Annotated in this window: 16 protein-coding genes and 2 pseudogenes; 7 read left to right on the top strand and 11 right to left on the bottom strand. The window is 64.8% G+C overall.

The features are described from left to right. Positions 1 to 16: 16 nt before the first annotated feature. A pseudogene (locus tag KY379_RS15970) lies at positions 17 to 1,438 on the bottom strand (ImcF-related family protein); the annotation flags it as partial. Position 1,439: 1 nt separating this feature from the next. On the opposite strand from KY379_RS15970, the pseudogene KY379_RS15965 reads away from it, so the two are divergent. Then, positions 1,440 to 1,583: pseudogene (locus tag KY379_RS15965) on the top strand (isochorismatase family protein); the annotation flags it as partial. A gap of 14 nt (positions 1,584 to 1,597) precedes the next feature. Then, positions 1,598 to 1,909, top strand: coding sequence for an NAD(P)H-dependent oxidoreductase (locus KY379_RS15960; protein ID WP_261240779.1), 312 nt, complete (start codon positions 1,598 to 1,600; stop codon positions 1,907 to 1,909). Positions 1,910 to 1,926: 17 nt separating this feature from the next. Here the strand turns inward: KY379_RS15960 and KY379_RS15955 are convergent, their stop codons facing one another. The 3 genes from KY379_RS15955 to KY379_RS15945 are packed head-to-tail and all read right to left on the bottom strand — an operon-like array spanning position 1,927 to position 5,526. Further along, complete coding sequence (locus KY379_RS15955) at positions 1,927 to 2,952, bottom strand: histone deacetylase family protein (RefSeq protein WP_261240778.1); 1,026 nt, start codon at positions 2,950 to 2,952, stop codon at positions 1,927 to 1,929. Further along, positions 2,952 to 4,193: a Zn-dependent hydrolase gene (locus KY379_RS15950; RefSeq protein WP_261240777.1), complete on the bottom strand. Its 1,242-nt coding sequence runs from the start codon at positions 4,191 to 4,193 to the stop codon at positions 2,952 to 2,954. The genes KY379_RS15955 and KY379_RS15950 overlap by 1 nt, the downstream gene beginning before the upstream one ends. A gap of 28 nt (positions 4,194 to 4,221) precedes the next feature. Continuing rightward, on the bottom strand, positions 4,222 to 5,526 hold the full coding sequence (locus tag KY379_RS15945) for an MFS transporter (protein ID WP_261240775.1): 1,305 nt from the start codon (positions 5,524 to 5,526) through the stop codon (positions 4,222 to 4,224). Between the two features lie 181 nt (positions 5,527 to 5,707). On the opposite strand from KY379_RS15945, the gene KY379_RS15940 reads away from it, so the two are divergent. The 4 genes from KY379_RS15940 to KY379_RS15925 all read left to right on the top strand — a co-directional run bounded on the left by KY379_RS15940 (position 5,708) and on the right by KY379_RS15925 (position 8,672). Continuing rightward, positions 5,708 to 6,616 (top strand): LysR family transcriptional regulator, encoded by a 909-nt coding sequence (locus tag KY379_RS15940; RefSeq protein WP_133331636.1) that lies wholly within the window; start codon positions 5,708 to 5,710, stop codon positions 6,614 to 6,616. A 192-nt stretch (positions 6,617 to 6,808) separates the two neighbouring features. Next, positions 6,809 to 7,438, top strand: coding sequence for a hypothetical protein (locus KY379_RS15935; protein ID WP_261240773.1), 630 nt, complete (start codon positions 6,809 to 6,811; stop codon positions 7,436 to 7,438). Next, positions 7,438 to 7,869: a phage holin family protein gene (locus KY379_RS15930; protein ID WP_409977278.1), complete on the top strand. Its 432-nt coding sequence runs from the start codon at positions 7,438 to 7,440 to the stop codon at positions 7,867 to 7,869. The genes KY379_RS15935 and KY379_RS15930 overlap by 1 nt, the downstream gene beginning before the upstream one ends. Next, the gene (locus tag KY379_RS15925) at positions 7,866 to 8,672 is read left to right on the top strand and encodes a DUF3618 domain-containing protein (RefSeq protein ID WP_261240771.1); all 807 of its coding nucleotides are present in this window, start codon (positions 7,866 to 7,868) and stop codon (positions 8,670 to 8,672) included. The genes KY379_RS15930 and KY379_RS15925 overlap by 4 nt, the downstream gene beginning before the upstream one ends. Before the next feature lie 77 nt (positions 8,673 to 8,749). Here the strand turns inward: KY379_RS15925 and codA are convergent, their stop codons facing one another. From codA to KY379_RS15890, 7 genes are all read right to left on the bottom strand, one after another. Then, entirely contained in the window at positions 8,750 to 9,991 is a 1,242-nt protein-coding gene (gene codA, locus KY379_RS15920; protein ID WP_133331632.1) for a cytosine deaminase, read from the bottom strand. A gap of 6 nt (positions 9,992 to 9,997) precedes the next feature. Further along, positions 9,998 to 11,215: a PucR family transcriptional regulator gene (locus KY379_RS15915; RefSeq protein ID WP_133331631.1), complete on the bottom strand. Its 1,218-nt coding sequence runs from the start codon at positions 11,213 to 11,215 to the stop codon at positions 9,998 to 10,000. Then, positions 11,212 to 12,477, bottom strand: coding sequence for a cytosine permease (gene codB / locus KY379_RS15910; protein ID WP_261240770.1), 1,266 nt, complete (start codon positions 12,475 to 12,477; stop codon positions 11,212 to 11,214). The genes KY379_RS15915 and codB overlap by 4 nt, the downstream gene beginning before the upstream one ends. A gap of 303 nt (positions 12,478 to 12,780) precedes the next feature. Next, entirely contained in the window at positions 12,781 to 13,218 is a 438-nt protein-coding gene (locus KY379_RS15905) for an acyl-CoA thioesterase (protein ID WP_133331629.1), read from the bottom strand. Positions 13,219 to 13,220: 2 nt separating this feature from the next. Further along, positions 13,221 to 14,384, bottom strand: coding sequence for an iron-containing alcohol dehydrogenase (locus KY379_RS15900; RefSeq protein ID WP_261240769.1), 1,164 nt, complete (start codon positions 14,382 to 14,384; stop codon positions 13,221 to 13,223). A gap of 68 nt (positions 14,385 to 14,452) precedes the next feature. After that, positions 14,453 to 16,219: an acyl-CoA dehydrogenase C-terminal domain-containing protein gene (locus KY379_RS15895; RefSeq protein WP_261240768.1), complete on the bottom strand. Its 1,767-nt coding sequence runs from the start codon at positions 16,217 to 16,219 to the stop codon at positions 14,453 to 14,455. Continuing rightward, on the bottom strand, positions 16,216 to 17,454 hold the full coding sequence (locus KY379_RS15890; RefSeq protein WP_133331626.1) for a 3-hydroxyacyl-CoA dehydrogenase: 1,239 nt from the start codon (positions 17,452 to 17,454) through the stop codon (positions 16,216 to 16,218). Before KY379_RS15890 ends, KY379_RS15895 begins: the two co-directional genes overlap by 4 nt. A gap of 75 nt (positions 17,455 to 17,529) precedes the next feature. Here KY379_RS15890 and KY379_RS15885 point away from each other — a divergent pair, with 75 nt between their 5' ends. Next, positions 17,530 to 18,441, top strand: coding sequence for a LysR family transcriptional regulator (locus KY379_RS15885; RefSeq protein WP_261240767.1), 912 nt, complete (start codon positions 17,530 to 17,532; stop codon positions 18,439 to 18,441). The last annotated feature ends 13 nt before the right edge of the window (positions 18,442 to 18,454 follow it).

The raw sequence follows: 18,454 nt of genomic DNA, 5'->3' as shown, positions 1-18,454 counted from the left end.
ATAGGCGCTTGTGCCTTCAGTCACCTTTAGTCGAGCGCACCTGCAGAAGGCCTCTTGGCAGTATGAAACCCTTGAAAGGTTGTTGGGTGATTGGATTGAAGGCTTTTTCGGCATTCAGGCGATAGCGCATCACCCCGTCACCTACCTTGAAGCTCAGATCGACGCTGGTGGCGGTGCGCCCGTTGAGCGCGCCCCGACTCAGGAGTCGGAACATGGACCAGGGGCCCCGGTAATCCAGGTTATTGCTGTTGCCGTTTCGCCTGAGCAACGTGAGGCTGCTACGCACCTGAGGGCCCAGGGTGTTGGGCCAGATGATGCCGCTTATCTGGCGAGGTCCGTGGGTGTATGAAACCAATTGGCCATCCAGATCCAGCAGGCTGGTGCGCTGGTTGCCACTGAGCCCCATCGGCTCGATGCTGAACTGCACACTCAGATTTCCTCGCTGGTCGAAGAAGGTTTCCCTGATCCGCTCGGCTGCTGCCAATTGCTCCAGGACGTCGCTGCGGATCAGCGAGCCGCCCTGTTGATTGCCCAGCGCCTCTGGATTGTCCTGGAGAAAGACTTCAAGGTAGCGGTCCTGGAACTGCCGCAACCGTCCCTTGGGGCCGAAGAACGCTTCGAAATCCTCCAGGGACGCATCAGGCGCGTGGGCAACGAAGGGATACCGATCCGCCAACCGTTGCTGGAAAAAACTGTAGACCTCGGTATCCCACCGCCGCTCCAGCTCCCGCAGTGCCTCGACATTGAGTACACGAGCGGTCTGCTCGGCAAGTTTTCTGACCTGTTGATCGAGCGGCTCCGGGAGCCCAGAAGCGACCCTTTGCAGGTTGGCGATCGGATCGAAACCGGTCATCGAGAAGCGCTGGAGCACCACATGCAGAGCGGCCTTGCCACGATCGGAGCTGTCTTGCACGGCTTTTGCGTAGTCGTAAACCGCCGTCACTGCATTCAGGGTTTCAGCGTAATAGCTGGGTTGAGTGCCTTTGGGCTCCAACAAAGCGTGCAATCCCGAGAAGGCACGGCGGATATCGAGCCGATACTGTTGCTTCTCTTTACCTTCAGCAATCGGCAAAGGCTGGAGCTCGGTGTTGTCCCTCACGGTTTCGAGCAGACGAAGCAAGGGTGCAGCCGGGCCTGTCAACTGTTGCAAAACCGACACGCCATGGTCCAGGTCCTGAAAATCGGTCACGACGAATGCCGTCAAAGATCGCCGCCAGGTATCGATGTAATCCGAGGTGTACAGATTGCGAATACGCTCGCTCAGTGCTTTGCGGTCAGCGCTCGAGTAGTCCAATTGAGGACGCTCACCCAGTGCCCACTGGTCGATCACGGCCATCTCGGTGAGGCGTTGGCTGCGGGGCTCGAAGAATTCCTTGAAACCTCGGGCCGTCACCAAAGGCGGAAGCACGACGGCCGCCTGGCTCGTCGCGGGCTGATAAGACGCCAAGCTGGTCGAAGCCGTGAAAGCCACCGGCCGCAAGAAACTGGTCATGGCCGCGCTGTGGACGGAGGTGTGCCTGACCTTCCCGGCCCTGGAAGCCATGGAAGCCGGCTACGAGGTGTACATCGTCACCGACGCCTCGACCAGGTGGTACGTGTGGGCAAAACGTTTCTGAGCACGGCCCAAGGCAAAGTCGGCACACTGGCTGATCGTCCTGTTTACGTCGCTATAGCCAGCGGTGGCTACATCTCCCGTCAACCCGACTTTCTACGCCCTTACCTGTCCGCAGTGCTCGCCACCATCGGCCTCAATGAGGTGTATTACTTCACCGTTGAAGGTACGGCCAAGGGGGTGGAGTCACTGACTTCCGGAAGAGAAACAGCCTATCGCCAGGTGCGCGCGTTCTTTGGTAAGGGCGGGCATACAGTGAATCAACACACAGTGGGCCAAGTCTCGAGTCCGCTTTAAGCGACCAGAGCTGGACGCTACCGATGCCAATCCGCCGGCTGCGCAAAGAACGCCTGCGCATTCCTCTCCAGGCTCTCCAGGTGATACCCGCCCTCCTGCACGATCAGACACGGCAGGCCCAAGCCGCGAATACGCTCGCCCAGCATGGCGAACCCTTCTGTGGTCACCGCCACCTTGGTCTGCGGATCCAGCTCGTAGATGTCGAAGCCCAGCGACAGCACCAGCACCTCGGCGCCGAAGTCCTTCACAGCCGCCAGGGCCACATCCAACTGCGCCAGGAAGTCGGCCTCGCTGGCGCCATGGGGCATCGGCAGGTTGATGTTGTAACCCTCCCCCGCCCCAACGCCGCGCTCATCCTCGTATCCCGCCACGCCGGGATAGAAGTTGGTCGGGTCGCCATGGGTCGAGACGTACAGCACGTCGTTGCGAGCGTAGAAAATCTCTTGGATACCCTGACCGTGGTGCATGTCGGTGTCGAGAATCGCCACCCGGCCATAACGGCCGCGCAGCACTTGCGCGGCCACCGCGGCGCTGTTGAGGTAGCAGAAGCCACCGGCGGCATCGAAGCGCGCATGGTGACCTGGGGGGCGACACAGGGCGTAGGCGGCCGGTTCGCCGTCGAGGATCGCCTTGGCAGCGGCCACCGCGCTCTGCGCCGACCAGTAGGCCGACCGCCAGGTGTTTTCGCCAATCGGGCAACTGCCATCGGCCAGGTAGCGCCCGGCCTGGGCAAGACTGCCGCGCAGGGCGTTGGGCTCACGCACGAAGATGTTCGACATCACTTCGTCGCCCCAGTCTTCGGGCACTTCCTTCCAGCGTGCATGGGCTTCTTCGAGGAAGGTCAGGTAGGCTTCGCCGTGTACGGCCTTGAGCGGCGCGAGACCGGCGTCTTCGGGCTGACGAATGTCCATGCCGAGGTCCTTGGCCGCCTGCAGCAGGCGCTGGGCACGCTCCGGGACTTCCTGGGGGGTGCGCATGGCGCCGCGCGAATAGTAGCTGCGCGGGTGGTGCAGCAGCTGTTCGGGGTGGAAGTAGCAACGCATCAGGCATCTCCTCGTTCGACTTGGCCAGCGCGGGCCAGCACGGCATTGAGCAATACATCGGCGCCCTGGCGGGCATCGTCTTGCAGGACGTCTTCGGCTTCGTTGTGGCTCAGGCCGCCGACGCAAGGGATGAACACCATGGCCGTCGGGCAGTAGCGGGCAAGCAGGATGGCGTCGTGGCCGGCTCCGCTGACGATGCGCTGCTGACTGTAGCCCAAGCCGTCGACGGCCTGCTGCACCGCCGCCACGCAGTCGGCATCGAACGGTGTCGCCGGGCTGACCCAATGACGCTCGATGCGCACCTGCAGGCCTCGCTCGCTGGCGATCGTTTGCAGCGCCTGATCCAGCTCACGCTCCATCGCCTCGATAGCCTCGTCGCGGTGATGGCGCAGGTCCACGGTGAAGCGCAATTGGCCAGGGATGGTGTTGCGCGAGGACTTGGCGATCGACAGCTCGCCCACCGTGGTCAGGCCCTGCGGGGCGAAGTCGGCGGCCAGTCGCTCCACCGCCTGGATCATCTGTGCAGCGTCGTACAGGGCATCCTTGCGCAGTGCCATCGGGGTGGTGCCGGCATGGGCGGCCATACCTTCGACGCTCACGTCGAGCCAACGAATGGCCTGGCCGCCGCTGACCACACCGATCGACGTGGCGTTGTCTTCGAGGATCGGGCCCTGCTCGATATGCGCCTCGAAGTAGGCATCGACCTTGCCGCCCAGTGGGCGATCACCGGCGTAACCGGTGCGCTGCAGCTCGTCGGCGACACTGATGCCATCAGCATCACGAATCGCCAAGGCCTGCTCCAGGCCGAGGCTGCCGGTGAACACCGCCGAGCCGAACATGGCCGGGGTGAAACGTGCACCCTCTTCGTTGGTCCACACCGCGATTTCCAGCGGCTTGCGGGTGGCGATGCCAAGGTCGTTGAGGCGGCGCACCACCTCCAGGCCGGCCAGTACGCCGTAGACACCATCGAAACGACCGCCTTCGGGCTGGGTGTCGAGGTGGCTGCCGATCATCACCGGGGCGGCGTCAGGGTCGCTACCGGCGCGGCGGGCGAACAGGTTGCCGATGGCATCCACCGACAGGCTGAGCCCGGCTTCGCGGCACCAGTGGCTGAACAGCTCGCGGCCAGCCTTGTCTTCGTCGCTGAGCGCCAGGCGGCAGCTGCCGCCACGGGCGGTAGCGCCCACTTCGGCCATGGCCATTAGGCTCGCCCAGAGGCGGTCGCCGTTGCTTTTCAACATCGATGGGGTCTCCTTGAACGGGGCTGGATCAGGCCAGCTCCAGGCGTTGACTGTGGGCATGCTGGCGCGCCAGGGCCAGCACACAGACCAGCGAGATGCTGGCAATCAGCGTGTAGAACAGCGCCATCGGCCACCACTGGCCGACGAAGCTGTGGGCGAGCCAGGTACCGATCAGCGGGGTCAGGCCCCCGGCGATCGCGCCGCACACCTGATAGGCCAGGGAAATAGCGGTGTAGCGCACGCGGGTAGCGAACATGCCGCTGACGTAACCGGCGATCACGGCGTAGAACGACGCCATGCACGCTGCTGCCAAGGCAATGCCGAGCACGATCATCGGCCCTTCACCGCTGCTGACCAGGACGAACATCGGATACGGCGAGGCCATTGCCAGCACCGCCACCCATGCCAGAAAGCGTGTCGCGCCGAGTTTTTCCGAGCACCAGGCGGCCAGCGGCTGGACGCAGAACTGGATGATCGCCACGAAGAACAGGCATTCGAGGATCAGTGAGCGCTCCAGGTGCAATTGCTGGGTGGTGTAGCTGATCATGAAGGTATTGGTGAAATAGACCCCGGCGATGCCCAGGGTATTGGCCCCGATGCACAACAGCAGCGGACGCCAGGCGCTGCGCAGCACCTCGAACACCGGCGCCTGCTCCTGGCGCTGGGCCTTGTGCGCGGCCTCGCGGCTGGCGAGGAACTCAGGGGATTCATTGACGCCCAGGCGGATCGCCAGGCCGACTAGCAATAACAAGGCGCTGGCCAGGAACGGCACGCGCCAGCCCCAACTCATCAGCTCGGCTTCCGGCAGGCGGGTCACCGCGCCGAAGGCCAGCAGCGACAGGATCAGGCCCGCCGGGCTGCCCAGTTGGACGAACGAGGCGAAGAAGGTCCGACGGCCTTTGGGCGCGTGTTCACCGGCCATCAGCACCGCCCCACCCCACTCCCCGCCCACGGCGATGCCCTGGACGATGCGCAGGAGAATCAACAGCACCGGCGCGGTAGCGCCGATCTGCGCGTAGGTCGGCAGTAAGCCGATGCACACGGTGACCACGCCCATCATCAGCAGGGTGATGACCAGGGACTTCTTGCGCCCGATACGGTCGCCCACGTGGCCGAAGATGATGCCCCCCAACGGGCGGGCGAAGAAGCCCACAGCGAAGGTGCCGAATGCCGCCATGGTGCTGAACAGGCTGTCGTCCGAGGGGAAGAACAAGGCGCCGAACACCAAGGCGGCGGCGGTGGCGTAGATGTAGAAGTCATACCATTCGATCATGGTACCGATGAACGCGGCGGCAGCGGCACGGCGCGGCTGGGACGAAGCGTCTGGCTTCATGGTGGCTCCTTTGCTTGTTTTTCTGGCAGGAGTGGACAGGTCATTGGGCGCTCTGATGGCGCTTGTTCGAGCACAGACAAACCCGTCTCGATAAGAACGATTTATCGGCTCCAGGCTATGATTAGTCAATTTTCTATTTATTATTCGCACTATTAGCCACGCTTATCATCGAGCCCCAACCATGTCCGACCGCCTGCTCAACGATCGCCTCGACTGGAACCTGCTGCGCACCTTCCGGGTCATCGGCCAGGAACTGTCCATCAGCCGCGCCGCCGCACGCCTGCACCTCACTCAGCCCGCGGTGAGCCAGGCGCTCAAGCGCCTCGAAGAACAACTTGGACGTCAATTGATCGCCCGCCGCGGGCCACGCTTCGTGCTCACCGAGGTGGGTGAGCAACTGTTCGCCCTGGCTGGCGAGGTGTATGGGCAGATGTCCCAGATCGGTGGCCTGTTGGAGCACCCGGCGGACGAAGTGGTGGGCAAGGTGCGCCTGCTGATGATCAGCCGCATCGTCAACGAGCGTCTCGACGAGTTCCTCGCCGGCTTTCATCGCCAGCACCCGCGGGTGGAGTTGCAGATCGACGTGATGCGCAGCTCGGACATCGTCGCGGCACTGCAGGAAAAGACCGCCACCGCCGGGCTCAGCCTGAACCGCAAGGCGCAGACCCGTCTGGAACAGCGGTTGTTCCAACGCCAGCGGTACGCGTTCTTCTGCGGTCGTCACCATGGCTTGTTCGGCTGCCAGGAAGGCGATTTGCAGAAAGAGAACTTCGTCAGCTTCAGCAGCGACCAGATCGGCGGCATGCTCTCTCCGCTGACCATCTTCCGCGACCAGCAGGGGTTTTCCGGGCGTATCGTGGCCTCGTCACCGAGCCTGGAGGAAGTACGTCGCCTGGTCATCGCAGGCTTCGGTATCGGCTGCCTGCCCGAGCATGTGGTGGCCGATGACGTAACGGCGGGCTTGCTGTGGAAGCTGCCGCCCCATGAGGGCATCGCCGATGTCGACATCCATTTGCTGTGGAACCGTGATCAGCGCATGAGCCGGGCGGAAAGTGTATTCATCGAGGCGCTGCGGGGCAGTTTGCAGTGAGCCTGTCGCACCAGACATTGCGACAATTCTCCCTTACGACCCAAATGTTTTGAACGCCGAACAACATCGTACGTTTTGTTGGGAACGTGCAGTAAACGTCGATCATCCATTCAACTGAACTCCCCCGCTCGCTGCTCCGTCACCTGAATGAGCCGGCCCGTACCGGATATCCACTCATCGAGGGACACGATCATGGACAGCAGCGACCGCAACACCCCGGGCTCAGCACCGCCCGGCAGCACCCGGGATCACCTGCACGGCATCGCCGACGAGGCCGGTGCCTTGCTCGACGAGACCAAGGCCCAAGGCGCCGAGCAGTACAGCCACTACCGCGATGCCGCCGCCGAACAGCTTGACTCGCTCAAGCAAGGCGCACAGTCGGCTGCCCGGGCGCTGGAAGACAAGGACAGCCTGGGCTTGTCCCAATACCTGGCACAAGCCGCCGAATGCCTGGGCAGCTTCGCCGAACAGATGCGCCACCAGAGCGCTGAAGACTTGCTGCACAAAGGCTCGCGACTGGCCCGCGACAATCCTGGGTTGTTTCTGGCCGGGAGCGTGGCGATCGGCTTCGGCCTGTCACGCTTTCTCGGCGCCAGCGCCCGGCACGCCACGGCGACCACCGGGTCCACCCCGCCAGCGGCCTACGGGGCGAGCGAGCCCTATCACTCCACCCCGCCCACGCCAGACCGCTCCAGCGATGTCTCGACCCACGCGCCCTTCACACCGGTCGATCCCGAGCCGGTCGATCCAGCGAAACCTGGCACACACAGCCCAACCGCCGACACCCCGCTGTACCGTGATCCGCTCAAAGGAGGTGAATGATGAACAACGACCCACTCCAACCCATCCCACCGCGCCCCGCTCCCCATGTCGATGACCAACTGGGCGTCGGTGGCCTGCTGCGCCAACTGATGCGCGAAGTGCCCGAACTGTTCACCAAGGAACTGGCCCTGGCCAAGGCGGAACTGCAGCACAACCTCAACACCCTCAAGGCCGGCACCGCGGCCGTCGCCGGGGGCGCCATCGTGCTGTTGGCCGGGTTGATCATCCTGCTGCTGGCGGCGGTGTATGGGCTGGCCACGGTGGTCGAGCCCTGGCTCGCGGCACTGTTGGTCGGAGGCATCACGGTGATCGTCGGCTTCCTCATGCTGCAGGCGGGCAAGAAGCAGTTCGAGCCCACCCACCTGGCGCCTGACCGCACCCTGCACGCCATGCAGCAAGACAAGGACACGCTGAAGAGGAAGCTGCCATGAGCACGTCATTCGAACACGAAGCGCAAAAGAGCCCCGATACCCTGGAACAGGAAATCAACGCCAAACGCGACCGCATCAGCGACCTGGTCGACGCTCTGGAGCAACGGCTGAGTCCAGGCCAACTGGTCGATCAGGTGTTGGCCTACACCAAGGGCAACGGCGGCGAGTTCTGCCACAACCTGGGTACGACGCTGAAGAACAACCCGGTGCCGACTACCCTCACCGCACTGGGCCTGGCGTGGCTGGCCATCAATCAGAATCGCCCATTCAACCCAGGTCCGGTGCAACACGGCCCTGGGCTGGGGGGCAAGCTCGGCGAGGCTGTGAACAGCGTCAAGGGCGCTTTCGCCCAGGCCGGCGACACGCTGCACGCAGCCACCGACAGCGTGCGCGACAAAGCCCACGACCTTCGCGACAAAGCCAGCGAACTGGGGCATGACGCCCGGGATTCGCTCAATGGTTCGGCCGACAGCTTGCGCCAGGGGGCTCAGGTTGCCGGTGACCAGGCGAGTGCACTCAAGGGCCAGGTCGAGCACTTGCTCAAGGAACAGCCTCTGGTGCTGGCGGCGCTGGGCATTGCGCTCGGCGCGGCATTGGGTGCTGCGCTGCCTTCGACACGCAAGGAGGATCAGCTGCTCGGCGCAGCCAGTGATCGTGTCACCGACAGCCTGAAGAGCAACGCCCAGCAGGCCAAGGACACGCTGCAACAGGGCATGGAGCAGGCCCGCGACAAGCCCGACCCGAGCGCGGGTGCGCGACCGGCGCAAACCGACCTGTCCGCTGGCCTGGGCTTTGCCGACTGAGCGCCTGCGGTGCCCAGGTGCCGCGTCGTTCGGCACTTGGGCGCCACGTCAGGCGCTTGGGCACGCCTCACCACACCTCAGGCGAAACGCTCTACCTGCGCCGGGGTGCGGCGCATCAACACCTTGCCGCCACGGATCGACACCAGTGCATGCCCTTGACTACGGATCATCTCGTAGTCGTCGGGCGCCGACAGCACCAACAGGTTGGCCGGTCGCCCGACTTCGATCCCGTAGCGCTCACCCAGGTTGAGGGTGCGCGCACTGTTGTCGGTGATCAGGTCCAGGGAGCGCTGGATGTCTTCATAGCCGAGCATGTGGCAGATATGCAGCCCGGCTTCGAGCACGCGCAGGATGTTGCCGTTGCCCAGCGGATACCAGGGATCGACGATGGAGTCCTGGCCGAAGCAGACGTTGATGCCGGCGCGATCCAGTTCCGCCACGCGGGTCACCCCACGGCGCTTGGGCCAGGTGTCGAAACGGCCTTGCAGGTGGATGCTCTCGGTTGGACAGGAGATGAAGTTGATGCCCGAACGCTTGAGCAGGCGGAACAACTTGGAGCAATAGGCATTGTCATACGAGCCCATGGCCACGGTGTGGCTGGCGGTCACCTGCGCGCCCATGCCGCGTACCCGCGCCTCTTCGGCAAGCACTTCGAGGAAGCGCGACTGCGGGTCGTCGGTCTCGTCACAGTGCACGTCCACCAGGCAGCCGGTCCGCTCAGCCAGGTCCATCAGGAACTTGATCGACGACACACCCTGGTCGCGGGTGTTCTCGAAATGCGGAATGCCGCCGACCACATCGGCCCCGAGCGCCACGGCCTCGGTCATCAGCGCACGACCATTGTCATAGCTCTCGATACCTTCCTGGGGGAAGGCGACGATTTGCAGGTCGACCAGGTGACGCACTTCTTCACGGACTTCGACCATGGCCTTGAGCGCGGTCAAGGTCGGGTCGGTGACATCGACGTGGGTCCGTACGTGCTGGATGCCATGGTCCACCAGCATGCCGATGGTCTTGGTAGCGCGGCGCTTGATGTCGTCGTGGGTGGTCAAGGCCTTGCGCTCGGCCCAGCGCTCGATGCCCTCGAACAGCGTGCCGCTCATGTTCCAGGCCGGTTCGCCAGCGGTGAGCGTGGCATCGAGGTGAATGTGCGGTTCCACGAAGGGTGCGGTGACCAGGTTCTGGCCGGCGTCGATGTCGCTGTCGGCTGTAGGTACGGCGACATCCTGTTGGGCATGGATGGCGGCGATGCGTTCGCCGCTCAATTCGATGCGGTACAGCCCAGGTTTGCCGCGCAGGCGGGCGTTAATGATGTTCATCAGGCGTTACTCCTTGTCGTTCGCTTCGGTCATGCGCCAGATCAGCAGCGCCACCGAGGCGTTCATGCGAAACAGCGGGTCGTCCAGCGACAGGCCGCTCAATTGTTCGATACGTTGCATGCGTTGGTTGATGGTATTGCGATGCAGCCCGAGACGCTGCGCAGCCCTTTGGCCATTGCCGTTCTCGTTGATCAGCGCGTCGAGGGTGTGGACCAGCGTATGGGGGTGTTTGCGGCCGGTCTCGATGAGCGGGCCGAGGGTCTGGGCGACGAAGGCGTCGATGACCGTGCGATCGCCGATGCCCTGCAACAGGCGCAACACGCCCAGCTCGCTGAAGTCGCACAGGCCGCTGGCCGGGCGCAGGTCCTGGGCCACCTCCAGCGCCTGGCGCGCCTCGTTCAGCGCTCTACGGTAGTGGCCGCAGTCGCTGACGGTGGACGAAAGCCCCATGAATATCTGCATTTCCCCGGCAGGCTCGGCCAACTGACCATGCAGCGCGGCCAGCAGCGCGCGCAGGTCGGTCTGCTCGGGTAACAGCAGGACGAACAGGTCGCCCGGCAACTGCGCGCTGAGCGCCCCCGGCAAACGGCGGCACCAAGCCTCCAGGTGCTCTTCAAGGGCTTGCCGGGCCTGTTGCCACAAGCGCTCGCCCTGCTCCGGCCCATGTCGCTCGAACAACCCGCTCACCGCCGCCAGGCGCAGCGCCACCAGACGTCGTGGCTCGTCCAGCGGCAGTTGCAGGTGTGCCGCGCGCTGCCGGGCGATGGCCAGGCTGGGGTAATCGCCACTGAGCAGTTGGCCGAGAATGTCATGACGCGAACGACGGGTCTGGGCCATCTGCACAAGCGCCGTGCCGATCAAGTGAGTGACCACCACCATCTTCAGCGCATAGGGCTGCTCGATCAGCGGCAGGCCCAATTGCTCACAGCGCTCGATCACCTTGGGCGGGATGCGCTGGATGTAGCACTCGCCAGTGAGGATCACCAATCCGGCGATACCCACCGCTTCGCCATCCTCGACCAGTTGCAGCAGGTTGGCCTCCTCGCGCGGGTGGTTGATGCCGGTGACGAACACCAGTTCGCCGCCCATCACCCACTCGGCGATGCCTTCGTTCTCCGCCACGTAGGGCCATCGCACGGTGCGCTGCAGATTGCGCGCACCGGCGCGCACCGCCATGGCCTCGAGCCCCGGCAGGGCCAACAGCTCTTCGAGGGCCAGGCTCACGATTCAGCCGGCTGCCGGACCACGAAGCGGCCCTGGCCGGTCAGCTCAAGCAGTACGATGTAGCACAGCGCCGAGGCGCCGATGCCGACCAACGGCGCGACCCAGGGCGACCAGTAGGCCAGCACCGCGCCCACGGCATAGGCGACCAGGCCGATGAGGTTGTAGCGTGGCAGGCGTACCGAAGCCAAGGCTGGGTAGCGACCGCGATGGCGGTAGGTGAAGTCGGCCATGATCACCCCGCCCACCGGCGGAATGATCGACCCCAGCAGCACCAGGAAGGGAATCAGCATTTCGTACATGCCGCCCACCGCCAGAACGATGCCGACGCCGTCGGCAGCCAGGGTCATCGTGCGCCGGCGCTCGCTGCGCAGAAGGTGACAGGCGGCCGCCGAGACGTTGTAGATGGTCGGACCCTGGATGGTCCAAAGATTCAGGCAGAGCATGATCACCGCCGCGAACGACAGGCCCTGGAGGATCATCACCTCGACGATGTCGGCCTGCTGGTAGACCATCGCGCACCACGCCCCGGCCACCACCATCAGGCCATTGCCGAGCAGGAAGGCGACGATGCTGGCGATCACCGCGATCCGCCCGCTACGTGCCAGGCGGGTCCAGTTGGTGGCCTGGGTGGCGCCACTGGCGAAGGTGCCGAAGACCATGGTCACCGCCGCCGAAAAACTCATGGCCTCGTGCGGCACCAGGGCAGCCAGTTGCTGCAAGCCGCCAACGTGCTGGGTGGCGATGATCATGGAAATTACCAGCAGGACGAACATCAGCGGCACCGAGACCCGCGAAAGCAGGTCCAGTCCTTTGAAACCGATGATCGCGGTCAGGCTGAAGCCAAGGCCGAACAGCACCATCAGCGGCACCGTGAAGCCCTGACCCAGACCGAGCATCTTCACCAGCACGATGGCGACCGTGGCGGTGCCCCAGGCGTACCAGCCCAGTTCGGCAAAGCCCAGGATGAAGTCGGACAGCCGGCTGCCCGCCTCACCGAAACAGAAGCGCCCCATCAGTACCGTGTTGAGGCCACTGCGCGATGCGATGAACGCCAGTGCCGCGGCATACAAGGCCAGCAAGGTATTACCGATGGCGGCGATCCACAGCATGTCGACGAAGTTGAACGCCATGCCGAGCTTGCCGCCGGCGAACATGGTGCCGGTGAAGAAGGTGAAACTGAACAGGACCATGGCGATGGGCAGCAGGCCCTTGCGCGCGCTGGCAGGCGCTTCGGTCAGTGGGAATTCGCTGGGGGCAGTCATTTCGAGTGGTGCTCCGGGTGGAAGGTGGAGCAGCTAGAGCAATATGCGGGCCGAGTGGCGATTGGTTGAACAACGGGGCAAAAGCGGGCGTTGGGCATGATGATGTATGTGCAGAGTGCACTTATCTGACTTTGATATGGGCTTCTGGGTGTGCTTTTTACCCTATTTTGAGGCGCCGCGCACCAAGGTGGTACACACGGCGAGCGGCTTCGGGGAACGTCGCGCAGAGGCAACACACCATGAACCAACGCGGTGGATGGGACCGGCTACGCCTGTGCCATCCACCCGGGTCTGCATCAGCGCTCAGGCATCGCGCAGCAATGGCGTGAGCAGATCGCGCACCGCGTCCGGCACCGCCACGGCACGCTCCAGGTCGCGGTCGACGTAGGCATGAATGAAGCGCCCGGCCGCCCTGGCCTGGTCCTCGCCCTCGACGAACACCGCCAAGGCGTAGTGCACCGAACTGTGCCCCAGGCGCTCCACCGCCAGGCCCACTTCGAGCCGCTGCGGAAAGGCGACACCGGCAAAATAGTCACAGCTCGAGCCCACCACGTAGGCCACCACGCGATCGCCGCGGATATCCAGGCCGCCGCGCTCGATCAGCCAGGTATTCACCGCACTGTCGAAGTAGCCGTAGTACACCACGTTGTTGACGTGGCCATAGACGTCATTGTCGTGCCAGCGCGTGGTGATCGGTACGAACTGACGGTACTCACCGCGTTGCGGTGGTTGCCTGGCCATGCTCAGTACGCCGCCTGGTAGATGGCCAGGGCATCGGCCTGGCTGACTTCGCGCGGGTTGTTGACCAGGAGCCGCTGCTGCTTGAAGGCATCCTCGGCCAACGGTTCGAGCCAATGCCGCGGTACACCCACCTCGCGCAGGCGGTTGGGCAGCCCGCAGCGCGGAACCAGTTCGGCCAGTTCGTCGATCAACTGTTGGCTCTGGGCGTAGGCATCGCCAGGGCGCAGGCGCGGGCCCAGCAGGTCGCTGGCCAACACGGCGTAGTCGGTCACCGCCTCGGGCCGATTGAACGCCAGTACATGGGGCAGTACCAAAGCGTTGGCCAGGCCATGGGGTACATGGAAGTGGCCGCCCAATGGGTAGGCCAGTGCATGCACGGCGGCCACCGGCGCGTTGGCGAACGCCTGGCCGGCCAGGCAGGCGCCAAGCAGCATGGCTTGGCGCGCCTGCAGGTTGTCACCGTTGTGCACCGCCTGATCGATATTGCTCGCCAGCAGACGCAGGGCCTCGCGGGCCAGCATCGCCGACAGCGGATTACGCTTGAGCTTGCTGGTGTAGGCCTCGATCGCATGGACCATGGCGTCGATGCCGGTGGCGGCGGTGATGGCCGGTGGCAAGCCCAAGGTACGATCGGCGTCGAGCAGGGCAAGATCCGGGAGCAACAGCGGTGAGATCACCCCCATCTTGGTCGTCTCGCCGGTGGTGACCACGGCCACGGCGGTCACTTCCGAGCCGGTGCCGGCAGTGGTGGGCACCTGGATCAGCGGCAATCGCTGGCCCTCGGCGCGGTCGATGCCGTACAGCGCGCTCAGCGGTTGCCTGCATTCGGGGTGAGCGAGCAACGCCACCAGTTTCGCTACGTCCATCGAACTGCCGCCGCCAAAGCCGATCACCAGGTCGGCGCCGATATGCCGGGCGCGGGCGGTGGCCGCGAGAACGCAGGCTTCGGTCGGATCGGCGTTGACTTCAGTGAACAGCGCCACGCTCACTTTGGCCTGGGTGAAGCCGGGGACGATGTCGTCGAGCATGCCCAGACGCGCAATGCCTGGGTCGGTGACGATCAGCACGCGTCGGGCGCCACGCGCTCGACACAGCTCGGCCAGGCGCCGCGCCGCACCGGATTCGCTGATCAACTGCGCAGTGGTGTTGAAGGTGAAGGGCTGCATGGGCATTCCTCTTGTCGTTATCCATGGCAGGTGCTGCCGGCCCCCTGTCTGCAGGGGGCCAGCCGTGGCTACAGGCCGAACTCTTGCTCATCCATCGCCATCAGGCAGCCAGCGCCGCCTGACAACGCCTGGCGATGCCCATCGGCACGGGGCAACAGCCGTCGCCAGTAAAACTCCGCGACCTTGAGCTTGGCCCGGTAGAACGCCCGTTCCCCGCTGCCCGCGTCCAGGGCCGCCTGGGCGCAGGACGCAGCGCGCAGCCACAGCGCCGCCAGCAAGACATAGGCGCTGTAGGCCAGGAAGTCGACCGATGTAGCGCCGATCTCCTGCGGGTCGCGGTGGCACGCGGCGATGACCTCACGGGTCAGCGCTGCCCACTCGGCCAGGCGCTGCGACACCACTGCCTGCATTTCACCGAGGGCCGGGTGTGCTGGCTGCGTCGCCAGGTCATCGATCAGGCGATGCAGCTCCGCGCCGCCATCGCCGAGCACCTTGCGCCGGATCAGGTCCAGTGCCTGGATACCGTTGGTGCCCTCGTAGAGCTGAGTGATGCGGCTATCGCGCATCAATTGCTCCATCCCCCATTCGCGGATGTAGCCATGCCCGCCATACACCTGCACACCGAGACTGGCGACCTCCTGGCCGACATCGGTGAAGAAGGCCTTGACGATGGGAATCAACAACGCTGCCCGACGCGCCGCTCGCTGGCGGCTCTCGGCATCCGGCGCGGCATGTTCGAGGTCCAGCTCGCGGGCTGTGCAGGCCGCCAGCAGGCGACAACCTTCGACCAGGCTCTTCTGGGTCAACAACATGCGACGCACGTCCGGGTGATGCAGAATCGGATCGGCCGGCCGCTGCGGTGCCACCGCCCCCGCCAGACCACGGCACTGCAGGCGCTCGGCGGCATAGGTCAAGGCGCCCTGCAGCGCCGCCTCGGCGATACCCAGCCCCTGCAGACCCACCTGGAAGCGCGCGTCGTTCATCATCGTGAACATGCACGCCAGACCCTGGCCGGCCTCGCCGACCAGCCAGCCTCGGGCGCCGTCGAAATTCATCACGCAGGTCGCCGCGCCCTTGATCCCCATCTTGTGTTCCAGCGCACCGCAGCTCACCGCATTGTCGCCCGGCTCGCCCGGCACCTGGCGTGGCACCAGGAACAGGCTGATACCCCGCACCCCAGGCGCGGCATCGGGCAGGCGGGCCAACACCAGGTGCACGATGTTCTCGGTCAGGTCCTGATCGCCGCCACTGATGAAGATCTTGCTGCCGCTGAGGCGGAAGCTGCCATCGGCCTGGGGCTCGGCACGGGTGCGCAGCAGCGCCAGGTCGGTGCCGGCCTGGGGTTCGGTCAGGCACATGGTACCGGCCCAGCGGCCACTGACCAGCGGCCCCAGGTAGGTCCGCTTGAGGGCTTCGCTGCCATGCCGGTACAAGGCGAGCACCGCGCCCTCGGTAAGCCCGGAATAGATCCGGAACGACAGCGAAGCGCTCATGAGCATTTCGTGGAAGCTCGCCGCCACCATCTGCGGCAGGCCCTGGCCATCGTACTGCACAGGGCCGGTCATGCTCGCCCAGCCTTGTTCCACATACTGTTGATAGGCGGCCTGGAAGCCCTGCGGCGTGTGCACCTTGCCGTCCTGCAGGCGGCAACCCTGCTCGTCGCCATTGCGATTGAGCGGGGCCACCACTTCGCTGGCGAACCGTGCGCCCTGTTCGAGAATCCCGTCGAGGGTTTCGCGATCCAGTCCCAGGTCCAGCTGCTGGCAGTGGCCGACCACATCGAAGACTTCATGCAGCACGAAACGCATGTCACGCAAAGGGGCGCGATAGCTCATACCCGGCCCTCCTTCACATCGGCCAGGTTCTTGCCGGCGGCCACCAGCCGGTGAATCAGCGAAGCCGGGCGCCAATGTTCGCCGAACAAGCCCTGCAAGCGCTCCAGGCGACCGAGTATGGCGCCCAGCCCCTGGGCGTCGGCCCAGTGCATGGGGCCGCCGACCACGACGGGGAAGCCATAGCCGTTGAGGTACACGCGGTCGATGTCATGGCTGTTGGCGGCGATGTTCTCCTCGAGGATCTTCGCGCCTTCATTGACCAGCGCCAGCAGGCAGCGCTCGACGATTTCGCTGTCCTCGATCGCGCGACGGCGCAGTCCCAGGTCTTGGGACACCTTGAGCACCAACGCATCGACCGCCGGATCGTGCAACGCCTCGCGGCTGCCAGGCGCATAGCGGTAGTACCCCTGGCCGCTCTTCTGGCCGAAGCGCTGCAGGGCACACAGGGCATTGTCGACCTGTACCAGGGGCGCCTCCATGCCCTGCCCGGCAAGTTGCCGGGCCCGCCACTCCAGGTCGATGCCGACCACGTCATACATGCGAAACGGTCCCATGGCCATGCCAAAGGCCTGCAGCGCCCCATCGACCTGCTGCGGCAGCGCACCTTCAAGCAACAGCTTGCGGGCCTCGGCGACGTAGGTGGCGAGCATCCGATTACCAATGAAACCGTGGCAGTTACCGGCCACCACCGCTTCCTTGCCCATGCGCCGGGCCATGTCCATCGCGGCATCGAGTACGGCGGGCGAGGTGCGCTCGCCACGGACCACCTCGAGCAGCTTCATCACGTGGGCCGGACTGAAGAAGTGCAGGCCCAGCACCTGCTCGGGGCGGCGGGTGACGGCAGCGATGGCGTCGATGTCCAGCGCCGAGGTGTTGCTGGCGAGGATCGCCTGGGGCTTCAAGGTGGCATCCAGGGTGCGGAAGATCTCCTGCTTGAGCGCCAGGTTTTCGTACACCGCTTCGATCACCAGGTCGACTTCGGCGATATCGGCATAGCCGTCGACGCCGCGCACCGCACCGCGCCAGGCCTCGGCTTGGGCCTGGTCGATGCGCGCCTTAGCCACCTGCTGCGCCCAGATCTGCTCGATCATGGTCAGCCCGGCGGTGACGGCCTGTGGGTCGTTGTCCAGCCACAGCACCGGAATGCCCGCCTGGGCCAGGCTGATGACGATGCCGCGGCCCATGGTCCCGGCGCCGATCACGGCAGCCTGTTGCACGTCGAAGGGATTGCTCACGGACGCTGCTCCTGTTGTTAGGGGATTGCCGTCACCCTAGTCAGGGCCCTAGTATTTTTGAAATTTTCTTTGCGTATGCCATGTATTCAAGCCATGAATATCTCGACCTTCGACCTCAACCTGCTGCGGATTTTCGACATGTTGCTGCGTGAGCAGAACGTTTCGCGAGCTGCCGAGCGCCTGGCCCTTACCCAACCCACGGTGAGCAACGCGTTGGCGCGTCTGCGCGACCTGCTCGGCGACCCGCTGCTGGTGCGGGTCGGTCGCCGCATGCGTCCGACGCCCCGGGCGCTGGCCCTGGAAGGCCCGATCCGCGCGGCGCTGTTGCAGATCGAGCAGACCCTCGGTGGTGCGGAGCGCTTCGAGCCGCAACATAGCCGTCGGCAACTGCGCATGGCCCTCACCGACTTCGCCGAGCAGTTGTGCATGCCCACACTCTTGAACTTGCTGCAGGATCGAGCCCCGCACCTGCGCATCGACGTCGTGCACCTCACGCCCAATTTGCCCGCCGATGCCCTGGATCGTGGCGAGCTCGACCTGGTGCTGGGTCGCTTCGACGATGTCCCGGCTCGTTTCGAGCGACGCCCGTGGCGCACCGAGACCCTGCAGGTCGCGGTCCGCCAAGGGCACCCGCAAGTGAATGGCGAACTCGACCTGAAGACTTTCCTGGCTGTGCGCCACCTGTGGGTGCATGGCGGGCAGACCCGTGGCATGGTCGATCAGTGGCTAGCCGAACAGGGCCTCGCCCGCCAGATCGCCTACACCACGCCCAACTACCTGCAGGCTGCACATCTGGCGGCCAGCTCCGACCTTGGCGTGGTCCTGCCCACGCAGCTGGCCCGGCACTTCGCCCGGCTGTTGCCCCTGCAGGTGTTCGAACTGCCGTTCGCCCTGCCGCCCTTCCAACTCGAACTGGTGCACTTGGCACACCGTCAGCACGATCCCGCACTGGCCTGGCTGGCCGAGCGGATCATGGACATTCGCTAGGCCATAGCACATC

The sequence above is a fragment of the Pseudomonas sp. HD6422 genome (assembly GCF_025377065.1).
Lineage (GTDB): Bacteria > Pseudomonadota > Gammaproteobacteria > Pseudomonadales > Pseudomonadaceae > Aquipseudomonas > Aquipseudomonas putida_U.
The sequence above is the reverse complement of the archived record's forward strand: the minus strand, read 5'-3'. Positions and strand labels throughout refer to the sequence as shown.